Below are 13429 nucleotides of genomic sequence, written 5' to 3' on the forward strand. Positions count from 1 at the left end.
CGCGACTCAGCGGTTCTCGCCCTGGAAGGTGCCGTCGTACGTGTCCTCGTGGTTCGCCGCGGCGAACACTATCTGGGCGACCCGGGCGTCGCGCTCGATCTCGATCTCGTGGTGGACCTGCAGGAGGCCCTCGCCCCGGCCCTCGTAGCCGGCGTCCCAGACGGCCGTGTTCAGCATGCAGGAGTTGCGCAGCAGCGAGGAGCGCGGGTAGATGAAACCGACGTGGTCCGCCGGGATGTGGACCGTCTCGCCGTACCGGAGCACGTAGCCCCCCGGGGGCAGGCGAAACGCGCCGTCCTCGGCGTCGACGGGCGCGCGCTCGCCGACGGTCTTCCCGTCGCGCCCGATGCGGCCGGGTTCGACCTGCTCGAAGACGGCGTCGACCGTCAGGTCGACCCCGTTTGGCTGCACCTGCTCGTCGTCCGTCGGCGTCACGTGGTCGGCGACGTAGGCTCCGGACCGGAACATAGTGACGTTACTGTCCGGACGGGTACAAAACGCCCCCGCTTTTCCCGCCGCGGGAACTGATCGTTCGGTCACATCCCCGTTCGCTCCCGCGAAAATTGCCACCCCGCGGCGGAATGTACACGGATGAATACAATAGAAACTCGCGGGATTTATATCCGTGGAAGGACGATATCGGGTCGCTATGGGACAAACCCTTACAGAGAAGATTCTCGATGACCACCTCGTCGAGGGCGAGCTCACGCCCGGCGAGGAGATCGGCATCGAGATCGACCAGGTCCTGACCCAGGACACGACGGGGACGATGGTGTGGCTGCAGTTCGAGGCGATGGGGCTGGACGAGGTCCAGACCGAGATCGCCGCCCAGTACTGCGACCACCAGACATACCAGTTCGACTTCAAGAACACGGACGACCACCGCTTCCTGCGCTCGGCCGCCGGCACCTACGGCGCGCACTTCTCCCGACCCGGCAACGGCATCTGCCACCAGGTCCACAAGGAGAACTTCGCCGCGCCCGGCAAGACGATGCTCGGCAGCGACTCCCACACGCCGACGCCCGGCGGCCTCGGCGAGCTCGCCATCGGCAGCGGCGGGATCGACGTCGCCGTCGCCATGGGCGGCGCGCCGTACTACATCGACATGCCCGAGGTCGTCAACGTCCGCCTCGAGGGCGAGTTGCCCGAGTGGGCGACCGCGAAGGACGTCATCCTCGAGCTGCTCCGTCGCCTCTCCGTGAAGGGCGGCGTCGGCAAGGTGCTGGAGTACACCGGCCCCGGCGTCGAGTCGCTCACCGTCCCCGAGCGCACCACGATCACCAACATGGGGACCGAACTCGGCGCGACCACCTCGATCTTCCCGACCGACGAGAAGACCGAGGAGTTCCTCGAGACGCTGGGCCGCGGCGACGAGTACGTCGAGCTCTCGCCCGACGAGGACGCCGAGTACGCCGACGAGATCGTCGTCGACCTCTCGGACCTCGAACCGCTCATCGCCAAGCCGTCGATGCCCGACAACGTCGTCCCCGTCCGCGAGGTCGAGGGCGAGGAGGTTGAGCAGGTCATCGTCGGCTCCTGTACCAACGGCGCCTACGAGGACATCCTCCCCTCGGCGAAGATGCTGGAGGGCCGCGAGGTCGCCAAGCACACCGAGATGATCGTCGCGCCCGGCAGCAAGCAGGCCTCCGAGATGCTCGCCCGCGAGGGCTGGACGGCCGAGATGATGGCCGCCGGCGTCAACTTCTCCGAGGCGACCTGCGGTGCCTGTATCGGCATCGGCCACGTGCCCGCCAGCGACTCCGTCTCGCTGCGGACGTTCAACCGCAACTTCGAGGGCCGCTCGGGCATCGAGGACGACTCCGTGTTCCTCTGCTCGCCGGAGGTCGCCACCGCCGCGGCGATCAAAGGCGAGATCGTCGACCCGCGCGACCTGGCCGACGAGCTGGGCGACCTGGAGGACCCCGGCTTCGAGATGGGCGACAAGTACGGCCAGCGCGACGCCGACCTCATCAGCCCCGACGAGGCCATCGACGACGAGCTCATCAAGGGCCCGAACATCGGCGACGTGCCGCTGAAGGACCCGCTCAGCGCCGAGCTGTCGGGTGAGACCCTGCTGAAGATGCAGGACAACATCACGACGGACCACATCATCCCGGCCACGTCGGACATCCTCAAGTTCCGCTCGAACGTGCCGAAGCTGTCGGAGTACACCCTCAGCCGCGTCGACGAGACGTTCGCCGACCGCGCGCTGGAGGCCGACGGCGGCTTCCTCGTCGCCGGCGAGAACTACGGCCAGGGCTCCTCCCGCGAGCACGCGGCGCTCTGTCCGATGTACCTCGGCGTAGAGGGCGTGCTGGCCCAGAGCTTCGCCCGCATCCACAAGGCGAACCTCTTCAACTTCGGCCTGATCCCGCTCACCATCGACGAGGACACCTACGAGAAGATCGAGCAGGGCGACGACATCGAGATCGTCGACGACGTCCGCGAGGCCGTCGAGAGCGGGCAGGAGGAGTTCACCGTCCGCGTCAACGACGACTGGGAGGCGACCGCCCACCTCGACGCCTCCGAGCGCGAGCGCCGCATCCTCTCGGCCGGCGGCAAGCTCGCCTGGACGAAGGAGCAGGCGGAAGGCGGCAGCGGCGCGGCTCCCGCCGACGACTGATCGGCGGCGAGTCTCGTCTCGCCGCTGCGGTCGCGGCGGGACGATGCTGACGACTGATCGGTCGAAGGACTCGTCCCGGGACCGCAGTCTCCGCGGGACGAGGTCGACGACTGATCGGCGGCTCTGGCGGTCTGCGGATTTTTTCGTCTCCGTCCCGGAAGCCACAGGCAGGTCGCTCCAGTCAGCCGGACGGGGTGTGGCCGCGGAACTGATTACGGACCGTCCCGTACGGCCGCGTGTGACGACCGCACCGGAGACACGGGGGGACGTCGAGATCAGGAGCGCGGAGCGCGCGGACCTGCTCGCGGTCAAGCGGATCGAGAACGCCTCGTTCCCGCAGCCGTGGCCGTACGACGCGTTCGAGCGCTACCTCGACGCGCCCGGTTTCCTCGTCGCCGTCGAGCCGGACGGGGGGCGGGACGCCGACGGGGGCGACGCCCTCGATTCGGCGGACGTGGTCGGCTTCGTCGTCGCGGACCTCGTCCCGAACCACGGCGAGGGGCTGGGCCACGTCAAGGACCTCGCCGTCCACCCCGACCGGCGGGGCGACGGCGTCGGCGAGTCGCTGCTCGCGGCGGCGCTCGGCACGCTCTCGGCCCGGTCGGCCGCGAGCGTGAAACTGGAGGTCAGAGAGAGCAACGAGGCGGCCCGGTCGCTGTACGAGAAGTTCGGCTTCCAGCCGCTCCGGCGGGTGCCGCGGTACTACGACGACGGGGAGGACGCACTGATTCTAGTGCGAGAGCTTCGCTAGCCCGGGATGCGTGGTATCCGGGCCGCGATACCCTTTTACCCGCGCGACGGCTACGGTATTCGATACGATGGTGGGGACGGACCCGGACGGCGCGTTGCTCGATCACGCCCAGGACAAGATAGTCGTGATCGACGCCGACGGGACGTTCACCTACCTGAACCGCGCGACGGAGCGCATCCTGGGGTACGACCCGGAGGCGCTCGTCGGCGAGAACGCGTTCGACTACATCCACCCCGACGACGTGGACCGCGTCCGGGCGACGTTCGAGCGGACGGTCGCGGCCGAGGACGAGGTCGTCGAGACGTCGATCGAGTACCGCCACCGCGCGAGCGATGGCTCCTGGGTGCAACTGGAGAGCCGGTTCTCGAACCGGGCCGTCCCGGAGATGGGCGGCTACGTCGTCAGCTCCCACGACGTCTCCGACCGCGTCGAAGCCGAGCGCGAGCGCGACGAGACGGAGGCGCGCCTCCGGGAGATCGCAGCGAAGACCGCCGACGTGCTCTGGATGTTCTCGGCGGACTGGGACGAGCTACTGTTTCTCAACGACGCGTTCGAGCGCGTGTACGGCGGGTCCGTCGGGGGCGTCGAGGCGGACCCCCGGGCCTTCCTGGACGCCGTCCACCCGGACGACCGCCCGGGGGTCGAGGAGGCGATGGCGCGGCTGTCGGCCGGCGAGTCCGTCGACATCGAGTACCGCGTCAACCCGGAACAGAACTTCAACCAGTGGGTCTGGGCGCAGGGCGAGCCGATCGTCGATGACGGCGAGGTAGTCCGGGTCGTCGGGTTCAGCCGCGACATCACGGACCGCCGCCGCCGCGAGCGCCAGCTCTCGGTCCTCGACAACATCCTGCGGCACAACCTCCGCAACGACCTCAACACGGTGCTCGGGCAGGCCGACCTGATCGCCGAGAACCCGGACGAGGCGGCGACCGAACGGACGGCGGTGATCCGGGAGGTCGGCGAGGACCTCCTGCAAACGGCCGAGAAGCAACGCGAGACCATCGAGTTACTGACGGGGCCGACCGGCTCCGAGACCCTCGAACTCGGGACGCTCGTCGACCACGTCGTCGCGGACGCCCGGGACCGGTTCCCGGGGGCGGACATCCAGACGGTGCTGCCCGAGACGCTCCGTGGCTGTGCCCTCCCGGAGGTGGAGGTCGCGCTGTCCGAACTGGTCGAGAACGCGGTGAAACACAGCGGTAGCGACCGGCCGAGCGTCCGGATCACCGGCGCCTACCGGGGCGACGAGGTGGCGGTCTCGGTCCACGACGACTGCTCGCCGCTCCCGGAGTACGAGTACCGGGTGCTGACCGGCGACCACGAGATGGACGACATCTACCACAGCAGCGGCCTCGGTCTGTGGCTGGTGTACTGGGTGGCCGACCTCTCCGGAGGGAGCGTCGACTTCTCCAGCGGGGACTCGGGCAACACGGTCACGCTCGTACTGCCGAGGCCGAGCGGTTCCACGTCGGCGTACTGACGGGGGTGTCGGGGGGCGGGAAAAGCGACCGCCCCTCGATCAGCGCGGGATCTGGGGGTCGTCGGGGTACTCCAGTTGATCCCAGTTCAGTTACTGAAACCGGACACCATCGGTCCAATGGCGTAGCCAATCGTCAGCGTCGGACTACGGCGGAGCCGACCTCCGTATGAAGCGTTTTGACGCTGGAGGCGCTCCCTCGGGGTATGGGATACGCCTGTCCGGTCTGCGAGACGCCCCAGGCGGACGCCGAACACCTCGCCAACCACCTCGCCTTCACGGCGATGCTCGGCCGCGACGACCACGAGGCGTGGCTGGACGACCACGCCCCGGGCTGGGACGAGGACGACCCGGAGACGCTCGGCGAGCGGGTCGCCGAGTTCGCCGACGACGCGGAATACCACGAGGTGTTCGAGGAGAGCGGCACCGGCCACGACCACGGCGCGACCTTCGAGGACGAACTGGAGCGGCAGGTCGGCGGGCGCGGCGCGGCGGGCCGCGGAGCGGCCGGGCGGGGCGACCTCACCGGCGACGCGCGCGAGGTCATGGCCGAGGCGCGGGCGATGACCGAGCGGATGTACGACGACGGCGACGAGGCGACCGAGGACGCCGAGGGGGACGACGGGGACGCCGACGCTGACGGCGACGCGACCGACGGCGACGGGAACGGCCCGGACGGAAAGGGGTAACTACCTCCCCCGGCGAGTGGGGGGTATGCAGACCACAGGGTTTCTCTCGCCGGGCAGCGAGGAGGAGGTCGCCGAACTCGCGGACGACGTGGGGCCGGCGGCACAGGTCGTCGTCCGCGAGACGGCGAAGGCCATGGAGTTCGACCGCGAGGAGTACGACGAGCGGGTGACCGGCGACGTGGTACTGACCGCGCGGGACGCGCTGTTCGCGTCGCTGCTGGAGGTGCGGGTCGGCACGCGCGAGGAGTTCGAGGAGTGGGCCGACGGGTTCGACGGCGAGGTCGTCGAGACGGGCAGCGACAACGTCGACAACGTCGTCTGGCACGCGTTCGGCGACACCGCGGTCGCCGCGACGTTCCAGGACGAGACGGACGCCGCCGTGTCGACGCTCCGGCGGCAGGCGTTCGGCCGTCTGTACGACGACCTCGTGTAGCGGAACGGCTTTTTCCGACCGGCACGACCGTGCGACCACATGACTGACAAGGACGACGCAGCCGCGACCGACCGACCCGCCGTCCGCGCGGACGGCGGGACCGACCCGGACGCAGCCGACCACGACTGGCCGGTGGTAGAGTCGGTGACGGAGTACGACACGCCGTGGTACCGGGGCGGCTACGACCTCGTCGAACAGCCCGACGGGAGCCGGAAGCGCTACTACTGGGCCGAACTCCCGCCGGCAGTGGTCGTCGTCGCGGTGACGGAAGGGGAGATGGTGTTCGTCGAGCAGTACCGGCCCACGGTCCGGGAGGCACAGCTCGAACTCCCCGCGGGCATCGTCGAGGGCCACACCGACGGCGACGCCCACGGCGAGGGCGTCGTACCGCGGGAGGGCGGCGAGAGCTACGAGAGCGCCGCCGCCCGCGAACTACGGGAGGAAACCGGCTACGCCCCCGACGAGACGACGCTGCTCCAGCGCTACGACGTCGCCACGGGCATCATGCGCCACGAGCGCGGGATCGTCTTCGCGGAGGGGCTGACCGAAGTGGGGACGGACCTCGACGACAACGAGTTCCTCTCCGTCGAGCACGTCCCGGTCGACGCGGCGCTGGAGGCCGCGCGGACGCTCCCGACGAACGACGCCACCGTCGAGGGCGTCCTGCTCGCGAAGGAGGACGGCTACCTGTAGCCACCGGCCCCGACCGTCCGGTATCGCCGGGCTTTTCGACGCGCTCGCCGAGCGGAGCGTATGGACGCCGAGATACCGCCCGAGCGGGTGCGGGAGCTACTGGCCGGCGACGAACGGGTCGCGGTCGTCGACATCCGCTCGCCGACCGCGTTCCGGCGCGGCCACGTGCCGGGTAGCGTCAACGTGCCGTTCCCGCAACTCGCCACGCGGGCCGCGGAGTTCGGGGACGCCGACCACGTCGTGACCGTCTGTCCGCACGGGAAATCGAGCGTCAGGGCCGCGCGGCTCGTCGCCGCACACGAGGCCGTCGACGCCGCGGTGTACAGCATGGCCGGCGGGCTGGAGGCGTGGGACGCCGAACTCGACCGCGAGAATGGAGGGGAAGCCCCCGACGCGCCGTTCTAACCGGGCCGGCAGTCGGGACCGGTCGGGCTACCCGGGAGGCGATCAGGCGACGTTGAAGCCGCGGTCGCGGAGGAAGTCCTCGACGCGACCGGAGTGGTTGCCCTGGAGCTCGATCTGGCCGTCCTCGACCGTGCCGCCGCAGGCGAACTTCGACTTCAGGTCCGAGGAGAGGCTGTCCAGGTCCACGTCCTTGGGGTCGAACCCTTCGATGATCGTTACCTCCTTACCGTATCTTCGCTCGTCAATGCGGATGGAGATCTGCTGGGACTCCTTGGCGACGTCCTCGCAGACGCAGAGTTCCTCAGGCAGCCCGCACGTCGAGCAGACTTCCGACATTACAGCTACGGGTACGAAAGCGCCCTATTAAACACTGTCGGGACCTGTCCCCGTCGCGGGCGTTCTCGGGAAGCGACCGCAACGAGGCATCCGGCGAGGTGCCGGTCGGCGACGGCGAGTGCGGGTGCCGACCGGTCGTCCGCGGCTCACACGCCGTAGACCGCCATCCCGATGCCGACGACGATGAGCGCGAAGATCAGTAGCGTCACGACGAGGAAGAAGGTGTCAGCGCCGTCCATAGTTTCGCCAACGGGAACACGTCACATAAGCGTGGCCCCGCGCGGGGTCGCCGCCGGGCAGTCCCGCGGGCGGCGGACGCCGCGACGGGAGCCGCCGCTACGGGAGCGGAAAACGAAGGATTCGTTCCGCGACGGCGTTACTTCGCGCGACCCTGGTCGGAGGAGTTGCTCGGGCGGGTGTGCTCGGTGCCCTTGCCCTTCTCCGAGAGGCCGCGGTTCTTCGTGCCGGCGCTCGTGAGGCCGCGGAACGCGCGGTTCTTGTGCGCGTCGTCGCAGATCCAGTTGAGGTCGTCGTCGTTCTCGATCGCGGGGTGCTCGGGGTCGAGCATGATTACCTCGAACCACTTCTGGCTGCCGTCCTCGCCGACCCAGTAGGAGTTGAGGACGCGCAGGTTGCGGAACTTCCGGGAGGAGCGCTCCTCGGCGATCCGCTGGAGGTTCTTGCGGCGGGTGATCGCGTTGACACCCTGGCGCTTCGTCCGGCGGCCGGCGCGGAACCGCTCCTTGCGGGCCGAGCCCTTGCGGACGCTGACGCGGGCGACGACGACGCCCTGCTTCGCCTTGTAGCCCAGTTCGCGGGCCTTGTCGAGGCGGGTCGGGCGCTCGACGCGCTCGATGGCGCCCTGGTCGCGCCACTCCTGTTTTCGCTGCCACTGGAGTTCGGCGAGATCGCCGTCCTCCGGGTCCTTCCACGCTTCCTTGATGTGTGAGTAGAAGCTTCGTGCCATGGTTATCACCACGGGCGCTTGTGGTTCAGCCGGTCGAACCGGCCACATTCCGTCCCGAGTACACGGGTGCCCGCTGGTGCCCGTCGTCCAGCGAGTTGTCGGACGTACTCGACTTCAGCGCTTAAGGCCTTCGAAACGACCGTCGGCGGGGGCTCAGGACTCGGCGGAGGTGGCGTCCGCCGGCTCGACCGTGACCGACCCGTCGGCCTCGACGACGACGACGTAGCCGTCGTACCGGAACTCGACGCGTCCGACCGCGCGCGGGACGCCGCCGACGGGGGCAAACAGCGCGTCGAGCGCGTCCAGGTCGACGACGTCGTTCAGGGGCGGGGTGAGGTCGACGGGGTCGACCCCCTCGGCCTCGGCCACCGATTCGACGACCCGCTCGCTCGGTTGCCACTTCGAAGTTAGCTCCGCCTCGGCGTCACTCATTGTCCGTACTGTAACGTAGCGCAGTATAAATTCGACGGCCGATTTCGCCGCCGACCCGCCTAGGTGCCTAGGCTGATCGTTCTTTGTCACGGGCATTGTAGGATTCGACGTCCGGAGATGAGCGACGACCACGACGGCGACTCCCCCGGCGACGCCCGCCCGGACGGCGGCGGCACGACCCCGCCCTCGCTGGACACCGTCTTCGACCTGCTGTCCGACCGGCGGCGGCGGTACGCTCTCTACCACCTCGTCGAGGCGGGGCCGACCACCGTCGAGTACACGAGCCTCGCCGAGCGGGTCGCCGACTGGGAAGCCGACGGTGACGAGGCGTCCGCGGACCGCGTGGAGACGGTCGCGGCCGACCTGTACCACTCGCACCTGCCGAAACTGGACGCCGAGAACGTCGTCGACTTCGACCCGCGGTCCGGCGTCGTCCGGTACCGGGGCCAGCCGACCGTCGAGGAGTACGCGGAACACGCCGCCCACCAGGAGCTCCCCGAGGGCTGACCCCGAACACGTTCGCCGAGGTTTCCAGCGGGTGGGAAGCCGCCGGCCCTACAAGGCCGGGAGGTGCGAACCCCCGCCTGTATGAAGGTACAGCGACAGACCATCGCGAAGGTGCTCGTCGTCGTCTTCGTGGCGAACCTGGTCGTCATGGGGGCCGGCGCGTGGCTCTCCTACCAGGCCGCCCCGCCGATACCCGACGCCGTCGAAAACGAGAACGGCGAGACGGTCGTCACCGACGAGAACGTTCGCGAGGGCAAGAAGGCGTTCCAGCAGTACGGGCTGATGAACCACGGGTCGATCCTCGGCAACGGCGCGTACTACGGCGTGGACTACACCGCCGACACGCTGGACTTGAAAGTCCAGCACATGCGGGACTACTACGCCGAGCAGCGCCACGGGACGGCGTACGACGACCTCTCGGCCGAGCGGCAGGCCGCGATCGACGAGCGGGTCGAGCAGGACCTCGACGGCGACGGGTCCGAGCGCGAGTACACCGCCGCCGAGACGTACGCCCACGAGCAGGTGCGCGAGACGTACGTCGAGCGCTACCACGAGGGCGACGCCGAGCGCGGCGTGCCGGCGGGGATGATCGAGTCCGAGGAGGACGCCCGCCAGTTCGCCGACTTCGCGCTGTGGACGGCGTGGATCTCCCACACCGATCGGCCGGCCGGCGACCACTCCTACACCAACGAGTGGCCGTACCAGCCCGCCGCTGGCAACGAACCGACCGCGGGGACGATGACCTGGAGCGTCATCTCGGTCGTCCTGCTCGTCGCGGGGGCGGGGATCGGCGTCTGGCTCTACCGCTCGGTCGACCTCCCCGAACCGGACACCGACGGGATCGAGGTTCCGAGCCCGGACGACGTCGACGTGTTCCCCAGCCAGATCGCCGCCTCGAAGTTCGTGCTGGTGGCGGCGGGGCTGTTCCTCGGGCAGGTGTTGCTCGGCGGGCTACTCGCTCACTACTACATCGAGCGCGACGCCTTCTTCGGGCTTGGCGAACTGCTCGGGATCGACTTCCTCTCCCTGATCCCCTTCGCCATGGCCAAGACCTGGCACCTCGACCTGGGGATCCTCTGGATCGCCACGCTGTGGCTCGGGGCGGGCCTGTTCCTCCCCGCGCTGCTGACGGGCTACGAGCCGAAAAACCAGGCGAAGTACGTGAAGGGCCTGCTCGCCGCCTTGGTCGTGGTCTCGGTCGGCGGCCTCGCCGGCATCTGGCTGGGCGCGAACGGCTACATCGACGGCGACCTCTGGTGGATCCTCGGCAACGAGGGGCTGGAGTACCTCGAAGTCGGCCGGCTCTGGCAGTTCGGCCTGCTCGCCGGCTTCGTCGGCTGGGCGGCGCTGGTCGCCCGCGGGTTCAAGCCGCTGCTGGACCGCGAGCCCCGTTACGGCCTCGCGCACATGATCCTCTACGCCGGCGGCTCCATCGCGCTGCTGTTCACCGCCGGCATGCTGTACACCCCCGACACGAACATCGTCGTCACGGAGTTCTGGCGCTGGTGGGTCGTCCACATGTGGGTCGAGGGGGCCTTCGAGTTCTTCATCGTCGCCATCGTCGGCCTGACGCTGGTGTCGATGAACCTGCTGAAGAAGTCCTCCGCGGAGAAGGCCGTCGCCTTCGAGGCCATGCTCGTGATGGGCAGCGGCGTCATCGGCGTCTCCCACCACTACTGGTGGATCGGCCAGCCCGACGTGTGGCTCCCCCTCGGGAGCATCTTCTCGACGCTGGAGCTGATCCCGCTGGTGTTCATCCTCTACGAGGCGCTCGGCGAGTACCGCGCGATGCGGGGCGCGGGCGAGTCGTTCCCCTACACGCTCCCGTTCGCGTTCATCGTCGCCAGCGGGCTGTGGAACTTCGTCGGCGCAGGCGTGCTCGGCTTCTTCATCAACCTCCCGATCATCAACTACTACGAGCACGGCACCTACCTCACCGTCGCCCACGCCCACGCCGCGATGTTCGGCGCGTTCGGCTTCCTCGCCATCGGGATGGCGACGTACCTCCTCCGGGTCACCACCCGGAGTGCGGCCTGGAGCAGCCGCCGGCTCTGGTGGGCGTTCTGGACGTGGAACGTCGGCCTCGCGCTGATGGTCGTCGTCTCCCTGCTCCCGGTCGGCTTCCTCCAGCTGGAAGCCGCCTTCGCCGGGAACTACGCCGCCGCGCGGAGCCTGGCGTTCTACGACGGTTCGCTCATCCAGTTGCTGTTCTGGGCCCGGATGCCGGGCGACGCGCTGATCATCCTCGGCACCGCCATCTTCGGCTACGACGTGGCGGTGAAGCTCCGCCACCAGCGGACGCCGGTCGGCGACGACGAGAAGCAACGCACCCCGATCTCCGACAGGGTGTTCGCCGAGAGCGACGACTGAGGCCGCGTGCTCTCGCCGGTTCCCGGCGATCACCCGCACCGCTACCGGGGAACGGTGAGAGCAGACGCGACGGGCCACCCTCTTTTCGCCGCCGTCACCCGCCGCGGTCGTAGGGCGTAACGCCCCACGCCGCGACCCCCGCCGCCAGGAGCGACAGGACGACCCAGAGCGCGAGGGAGGCGGCGCTCACCAGCGGCGCGGCGGGCCGGGAGACCGTCTCGGCGACGGGCGCGACGACGTAGGTCACCACCAGCCCGCGGTACGCGCTCGCGGGGCTCACCGCGAGATACCACGGCAACGCCGCCCCGCCGACGACGCCCCGGCCGAGGCCGACCACGACCAGCAGGTCAGCGCCGAGCGACACCGCGACGACGAGCGTGAGGGCGGCGACGAGGCCGCGCCGGGCGGTCCGGACGAGCGCCGACAGGAGGACGACCAGCGCGAGCACGACGGCGGCGAAGGCCGCGGTCAGGACGACGAAGCGCAGGTAGTACACCGGCGAGTCGAGCCCGCGGTACTGGGCCAGCACGTCGGCGGGCGGGTCGGCCGTCGACACCGTCAGCCCCGCCACGAGCAGCGACCCGACGACGACGAGCAGCGTCCACGCGAGCCGCCCGCAGTAGACGCCCGCGACGTACGTCCCGGAGCCCAACGGGAACGTCCGGAGGACGGCCGTCTCCCCGCGGGCGCGGTCCGCGAGCACCGCGCGGTAGCCGACCGCGGCCGCCAGCACCGGGACGAGGAGTTCGACCGGCGTCAGCAGCGTCAGCGCGAGCGGCACGTAGCCGTTCGGCGCACTCGCGACGCCGAGCCCGACGACCGCCGCGAGGAAGCCAGCGGCGAGCAGCCAGACCGCCCGGCTCCGCCGCAGCGTCGCGAGTTCCCGCTCGAAGACCTTGGTGAACCGCTCCGCGTCGACCACGGTCAGGTCACCCCCGTCCGGACCGTCGCCTCCGTCCCGACCGCCTCGAAGAAGGCGGCGGCAAGCGAGTCCGTCCCGGTCCGCTCGACCAGTTCCGCCGGGCTCCCGCGGGCGACGACCCCGCCCCGGTCGAGGACGAGCACGCGGTCGGCGTCGGCCGCGGCGGTCAGGTCGTGGGTCGTCAGGAGCACGGCCGTCCCGCCCTCGGCCCGCGTCGCGGCGGCCTCGAACACCCGCCGGGTCATCCGGGGGTCGAGCCCGCTCGTCGGCTCGTCGAGCACGGCGAGCGCAGGGTCGCCGAGGAAGCCAGTCGCGAGCCCGAGCAGCCGCCGCATCCCGCCCGACAGCGCGTCGACCCGCCGGTCGGCGGCGCCCGCCAGCCCGACCCCCGCCATCGCGGCCTCGACGTCCGTCGGGCCGTCGAGGAGGTCGGCGTAGAAGCGGAGCGTCTCCGCGACGGTGAGGGAGGGGCGGAACCGCGGGGCCTGCGGGAGGAAGCCGACCGGGCGCTCGCCCGTCGCGGCCAGGGCGACGTCGCCCGCGTCGGGGCGGCGCAGGCCGGCGACGACTTCGGCGAGCGACGTCTTCCCCGAGCCGTTCGGGCCGACGAGCGCCGTCACCGTGCCGGGCGGAAAGCGGGCGGAGACGTCCTCGAAGACCGTCACCTCGCCGAACGAGAGGGACACGCCGTCGACCGCGAGGACCGGGTCGGCCTCCGGGCGACGGTCGGCTGTCCGATCAGTCATCCGTCCGTCGCTTCGGACGCGGGCGACCTAAGCGTGCTGCCGCGGGCGCGGCCGCCGCCACGGCGTCGCCGGTGTGCC

15 protein-coding genes are annotated in these 13429 nt (G+C 70.1%); 9 read left to right on the top strand and 6 right to left on the bottom strand.

Annotated elements, in window-relative coordinates:
• Positions 1-6: 6 nt before the first annotated feature.
• A complete protein-coding gene (locus EYW40_RS03180; RefSeq protein ID WP_135820168.1) occupies positions 7-468 on the bottom strand; it encodes a deoxyuridine 5'-triphosphate nucleotidohydrolase in 462 nt (153 codons plus the stop codon).
• Between the two features lie 181 nt (positions 469-649).
• On the opposite strand from EYW40_RS03180, the gene EYW40_RS03185 reads away from it, so the two are divergent.
• The 7 genes from EYW40_RS03185 (at position 650) to EYW40_RS03215 (ending at position 7071) form a co-directional block, all read left to right on the top strand.
• On the top strand, positions 650-2623 hold the full coding sequence (locus tag EYW40_RS03185; protein ID WP_135820169.1) for an aconitate hydratase: 1974 nt from the start codon (positions 650-652) through the stop codon (positions 2621-2623).
• Between the two features lie 238 nt (positions 2624-2861).
• Entirely contained in the window at positions 2862-3374 is a 513-nt protein-coding gene (locus EYW40_RS03190) for a GNAT family N-acetyltransferase (protein ID WP_237560555.1), read from the top strand.
• Positions 3375-3441: 67 nt separating this feature from the next.
• The gene (locus tag EYW40_RS03195) at positions 3442-4854 is read left to right on the top strand and encodes a PAS domain-containing sensor histidine kinase (protein WP_135820171.1); all 1413 of its coding nucleotides are present in this window, start codon (positions 3442-3444) and stop codon (positions 4852-4854) included.
• Positions 4855-5057: 203 nt separating this feature from the next.
• Positions 5058-5540, top strand: coding sequence for a DUF5810 domain-containing protein (locus EYW40_RS03200; RefSeq protein WP_135820172.1), 483 nt, complete (start codon positions 5058-5060; stop codon positions 5538-5540).
• Between the two features lie 25 nt (positions 5541-5565).
• Positions 5566-5973, top strand: coding sequence for a DUF5809 family protein (locus EYW40_RS03205; protein ID WP_135820173.1), 408 nt, complete (start codon positions 5566-5568; stop codon positions 5971-5973).
• A 39-nt stretch (positions 5974-6012) separates the two neighbouring features.
• A complete protein-coding gene (locus tag EYW40_RS03210; RefSeq protein WP_135820174.1) occupies positions 6013-6666 on the top strand; it encodes an NUDIX hydrolase in 654 nt (217 codons plus the stop codon).
• A 60-nt stretch (positions 6667-6726) separates the two neighbouring features.
• Complete coding sequence (locus EYW40_RS03215; protein ID WP_135820175.1) at positions 6727-7071, top strand: rhodanese-like domain-containing protein; 345 nt, start codon at positions 6727-6729, stop codon at positions 7069-7071.
• Between the two features lie 42 nt (positions 7072-7113).
• Here EYW40_RS03215 and yciH read toward each other — a convergent pair whose 3' ends face one another.
• The 3 genes from yciH to EYW40_RS03230 all read right to left on the bottom strand — a co-directional run bounded on the left by yciH (position 7114) and on the right by EYW40_RS03230 (position 8806).
• Positions 7114-7407, bottom strand: a complete 294-nt coding sequence (yciH, locus tag EYW40_RS03220) for a stress response translation initiation inhibitor YciH (protein WP_121818346.1) — start codon at positions 7405-7407, stop codon at positions 7114-7116.
• Between the two features lie 376 nt (positions 7408-7783).
• Positions 7784-8374: a 50S ribosomal protein L15e gene (locus EYW40_RS03225; protein WP_135820176.1), complete on the bottom strand. Its 591-nt coding sequence runs from the start codon at positions 8372-8374 to the stop codon at positions 7784-7786.
• A 153-nt stretch (positions 8375-8527) separates the two neighbouring features.
• Positions 8528-8806 carry a DdfA family disk-determining factor gene (locus tag EYW40_RS03230; RefSeq protein WP_135820177.1) on the bottom strand — a complete coding sequence of 93 codons (279 nt, stop codon included), beginning with the start codon at positions 8804-8806 and terminating at the stop codon, positions 8528-8530.
• Between the two features lie 117 nt (positions 8807-8923).
• On the opposite strand from EYW40_RS03230, the gene EYW40_RS03235 reads away from it, so the two are divergent.
• The gene (locus EYW40_RS03235; protein ID WP_202614413.1) at positions 8924-9313 is read left to right on the top strand and encodes a DUF7344 domain-containing protein; all 390 of its coding nucleotides are present in this window, start codon (positions 8924-8926) and stop codon (positions 9311-9313) included.
• An 81-nt stretch (positions 9314-9394) separates the two neighbouring features.
• Positions 9395-11683 (top strand): nitric-oxide reductase large subunit, encoded by a 2289-nt coding sequence (locus EYW40_RS03240; RefSeq protein ID WP_135820178.1) that lies wholly within the window; start codon positions 9395-9397, stop codon positions 11681-11683.
• 94 nt (positions 11684-11777) lie between these two features.
• Here EYW40_RS03240 and EYW40_RS03245 read toward each other — a convergent pair whose 3' ends face one another.
• Together EYW40_RS03245 and EYW40_RS03250 are read right to left on the bottom strand one after the other, a co-directional pair.
• Positions 11778-12605, bottom strand: coding sequence for a copper ABC transporter permease (locus tag EYW40_RS03245; protein ID WP_135820179.1), 828 nt, complete (start codon positions 12603-12605; stop codon positions 11778-11780).
• A gap of 2 nt (positions 12606-12607) precedes the next feature.
• On the bottom strand, positions 12608-13351 hold the full coding sequence (locus EYW40_RS03250) for an ABC transporter ATP-binding protein (RefSeq protein WP_135820180.1): 744 nt from the start codon (positions 13349-13351) through the stop codon (positions 12608-12610).
• Positions 13352-13429: the final 78 nt, after the last annotated feature.

The organism is Halostella litorea (assembly GCF_004785955.1).
Lineage (GTDB): Archaea > Halobacteriota > Halobacteria > Halobacteriales > Natronoarchaeaceae > Halostella > Halostella litorea.

Coding starts and splice junctions, on each gene's coding strand:
- yciH (WP_121818346.1), bottom strand. CDS start 7,407: ATGTCGGAAGTCTGCTCGACGTGCGGGCTGCCTGAGGAACTCTGCGTC.
- EYW40_RS03200 (WP_135820172.1), top strand. CDS start 5,058: ATGGGATACGCCTGTCCGGTCTGCGAGACGCCCCAGGCGGACGCCGAA.
- EYW40_RS03250 (WP_135820180.1), bottom strand. CDS start 13,351: ATGACTGATCGGACAGCCGACCGTCGCCCGGAGGCCGACCCGGTCCTC.
- EYW40_RS03215 (WP_135820175.1), top strand. CDS start 6,727: ATGGACGCCGAGATACCGCCCGAGCGGGTGCGGGAGCTACTGGCCGGC.
- EYW40_RS03195 (WP_135820171.1), top strand. CDS start 3,442: ATGGTGGGGACGGACCCGGACGGCGCGTTGCTCGATCACGCCCAGGAC.
- EYW40_RS03240 (WP_135820178.1), top strand. CDS start 9,395: ATGAAGGTACAGCGACAGACCATCGCGAAGGTGCTCGTCGTCGTCTTC.
- EYW40_RS03235 (WP_202614413.1), top strand. CDS start 8,924: ATGAGCGACGACCACGACGGCGACTCCCCCGGCGACGCCCGCCCGGAC.
- EYW40_RS03180 (WP_135820168.1), bottom strand. CDS start 468: ATGTTCCGGTCCGGAGCCTACGTCGCCGACCACGTGACGCCGACGGAC.
- EYW40_RS03185 (WP_135820169.1), top strand. CDS start 650: ATGGGACAAACCCTTACAGAGAAGATTCTCGATGACCACCTCGTCGAG.
- EYW40_RS03225 (WP_135820176.1), bottom strand. CDS start 8,374: ATGGCACGAAGCTTCTACTCACACATCAAGGAAGCGTGGAAGGACCCG.
- EYW40_RS03205 (WP_135820173.1), top strand. CDS start 5,566: ATGCAGACCACAGGGTTTCTCTCGCCGGGCAGCGAGGAGGAGGTCGCC.
- EYW40_RS03210 (WP_135820174.1), top strand. CDS start 6,013: ATGACTGACAAGGACGACGCAGCCGCGACCGACCGACCCGCCGTCCGC.
- EYW40_RS03230 (WP_135820177.1), bottom strand. CDS start 8,806: ATGAGTGACGCCGAGGCGGAGCTAACTTCGAAGTGGCAACCGAGCGAG.